We start from the raw sequence: 2992 nt of genomic DNA, 5'->3' as shown, positions 1-2992 counted from the left end.
TTTTGTTTATATAAATATAATTTATTCGTTGAGTCTTGCTGATTTTCATTAATCCGCTAATAGAGCTTAAGACTAATCTTGACTTTTGGTTAAAGTTTTTGTATAATTAAAGTCCTTTTTTGATGGGGTATAGCCAAGCGGCAAGGCAATTGGTTTTGGTCCAATCATTCGGAGGTTCGAATCCTCCTACCCCATCCAATCGCGAATGCTATTTTAAAATTTATTCGCGCTTTTTGTATCGCAGAGTAGAGCAGTGGTAGCTCGTCGGGCTCATAACCCGAAGGTCGGTGGTTCAAATCCACCCTCTGCAACCAAACACCCATTATAAGGGCATTTGATAAAATCTTAAAATATTCTTATTTTTCTAAAACAGAAACCATCAAATTTTCGATAGTATTTTTCGATTGTTTTATATTTGCCGTAATATATTTTTGTGTAGTAATAATATTTGTATTACCCAAAGTAAAACTCACCTGCTCGATCGGAAGCTTAAGATAATTTATGCAGTAAGTACCGATAAGATGCCTTATATCGTGAAGCCTTATTTTAGGTAGATTGTTTCGCTTAAGCAAAGAATTCCAACTTCTGCGCAGATCGACAAATTTTGTTTTAGTAGCAGGATTGATAAAGACGTAGCTATTTAGTTGATTATTCTGTTTTGCGGATATATAGCGTTTCAATAACCTTTTATAAAGCTCGTCACTCATAGAATAGACCATGTCGCGCTTGGCTTTATTGATTTGAAAAGGTATAACGTAGGTTTTAGTCTTTAAATTTACATCGCTCCAACGCAAGCTTAAGACTTCATTTTTACGCCTGCCATGAAGTAGAAAAAAGAATATATCGGCACCATGAGCTTCATTTTCGCATATAGCTTTTATAAATTGCCTTTGGACGGATAGCGGATAATCAAAGTATCGTTTATTGTCAAATTTAGGCAACTCGACAAAATCACAAGGATTTTTAGCTATAAGCTCAAGCTTTTGAGCGAATTTAAAGATTACGTGAAGCTTCGCAAGGATATTCTTAACGGTCTTGATTTTATAATCAGCTTTGATTAAGTTATTACAGAGCCTTTGAATATCTAAAAAGCTTATATCGCTTACGTCTTTTTCGCCTAAGCTTGAAGCTATATGCTTCTTATAAGTCGATATATCGCTTTCTAAAGTATGCTTACGGAGTATCAGCTCGTAAAATTCTATATAGTCATTAAAAAGCTCATTAAGCAACATCGTAAAGCCTTTTAAAACGGATACGGCATAACGCCGTTATTGGAATACTTAAATTCCAGCTCCCTGATATCCTCTAAAGCGTGTTCTGTAAAATATCTGATATGATTTTTATAGCGTTGTAGAAATCCACGCTCAATCATCTCATTCTCAAGCATAGCATAATCTTGAACACTTAAAATGTCATCGGTCATTTCTTTGCAATTATCGCGCCAGTAGAGTTTAAGCCTTTCATTGCTCATATCTTTCCAAGCGGTGCGGAATATCTTGCTTGGCTTATAAATTACGGGCTCGACACCGCTATTGTAAGCCTCCCTAATAGATTTAAACTCGTGAGACTGGATTTTACCGATGCTTTGAACTGGATTGATATTTTTAACATATTCGTGCATGAGCCTACCGCGGACATAATAAAGCAGGTGTCCGTCCTCGTATATAAGCTCCTCTGAAGTATATGGAATAGACATAAATATGCTTTGGCTCTTATAATCCCACTCTATAAGCGTATTATCGAAGTCTTTTAGAATATTGAGGTTACCTAGATCACGCAGGCTTTTAATGAAATTTATCTTGCGATATACCCAAAGCGGAATTGGGTTTTGCGAGGATAAGAACCTGCGAATTTTATGCTTAATAAACCACGCTTGAACTTCATTAATATCATCCGTTTCGTTGAAATTTATAAAAGTCTTAGTGATATATTTCATTACATAGCCCGTGGCGTTGTTTATAGAGGTTTGAAAGCCGTTAATCTCGCCATTTGCTATTTGAGCCGCAGTTAAACGCTCATTTCTTAGATTTTGCGGGGCATAAAATACGTCTTTGTAAATTTTCAATAGATAGGGAATAGTATGCCTTGGAGCATATATCAAAGCATGAATATGCGGCACGCCATCCTTCTTATGCGGCTCAAAGGTGCGGATATACTGAAATACCTCGCCTTTGTAAATACGCCTAAACCGCATAGTAAATTTATGAAAATTATAATTTAAAATGCTGGCTAAATCCCTTATATTAAAGGGAGCGCCCTCATTAAGCTTTTGCTTCTGCTCGATCGGAAGCGATCTAATGTCCTTGGTAGTAAAAGTAGCAAAATTTCCTACTAGCGCCTTACGAAAGCAGCCGTTTAAGGTAATGGTTAGAAACACGGGCACCAGCTCGTGCTTTACAGAAAGCATATGTATAGTATTTGTCCTATTGGCTACCTCGGCGTAATAGGTGCTTGAAAAATTTGCAGACTTTGAGACCGAAAGCAGGCTTTTTTCTTCGCCGAAAGAATTTACAAATTTATAATCCTGCAAAAATTTTCGTTGTCTGTCAATTTTGAGCTTCGTAAGCTTTAAATCTGTTTCATTTAGTCCAAACATCTTTAAGCTTTGTTTAAATGTAACAGATTTTTATTAAATTGACAAGGGAGCAGAGAAAAGCGCGCTCCTCGTGCCTCGTCGCTTGCTTTTCTCTGCGGCCGTCGTCCGAATAATAAGCCGTATGTTCTCATGCTCATCTTAATTTACCTCGATCGTAAGGGTAGTAATGCTAGTACTTTTATAATTCTGCTCGATAGAGAAAAGATACTTTAAAATAGGTATGTCTTTGAGTAGCGGCACGCCGTTGCGCTTTGAATAAGCTACATCTTTGTTTATACCGCTTAGAACCAAAAGCTCGCCCCGCTTCAGGCTATAGTTTGACAATGACATCTTCAGCTCCATCAATGGTTGTTTCAAGAAGTGGTGAGTAAATCGCTTTACGAGCCGCCTCAACGA

The 2992-nt window shown here is 37.2% G+C and carries 2 protein-coding genes, 2 tRNA genes and 1 pseudogene; 2 read left to right on the top strand and 3 right to left on the bottom strand.

The window, feature by feature from the left end; genetic code table 11:
* Positions 1–123 precede the first annotated feature (123 nt).
* Together Q0620_RS07125 and Q0620_RS07120 are read left to right on the top strand one after the other, a co-directional pair.
* Positions 124–198: transfer RNA gene (locus Q0620_RS07125), tRNA-Gln, on the top strand.
* A 41-nt stretch (positions 199–239) separates the two neighbouring features.
* Positions 240–314 (top strand) — tRNA-Met (locus tag Q0620_RS07120).
* A gap of 42 nt (positions 315–356) precedes the next feature.
* On the opposite strand, the gene Q0620_RS07115 is transcribed toward Q0620_RS07120, so the two are convergent.
* The 3 genes and pseudogenes from Q0620_RS07115 to Q0620_RS07105 all read right to left on the bottom strand — a co-directional run.
* Positions 357–1232 (bottom strand): tyrosine-type recombinase/integrase, encoded by an 876-nt coding sequence (locus Q0620_RS07115; protein WP_298784076.1) that lies wholly within the window; start codon positions 1230–1232, stop codon positions 357–359.
* Between the two features lie 11 nt (positions 1233–1243).
* Positions 1244–2596, bottom strand: coding sequence for a hypothetical protein (locus Q0620_RS07110; RefSeq protein ID WP_298784074.1), 1353 nt, complete (start codon positions 2594–2596; stop codon positions 1244–1246).
* A gap of 138 nt (positions 2597–2734) precedes the next feature.
* Positions 2735–2992: pseudogene (locus tag Q0620_RS07105) on the bottom strand (hypothetical protein); the annotation flags it as partial.

The organism is uncultured Campylobacter sp. (genome assembly GCF_938017615.1).
Taxonomy (GTDB): domain Bacteria; phylum Campylobacterota; class Campylobacteria; order Campylobacterales; family Campylobacteraceae; genus Campylobacter_B.
This window is presented reverse-complemented; position numbering and strand designations above follow the sequence as displayed.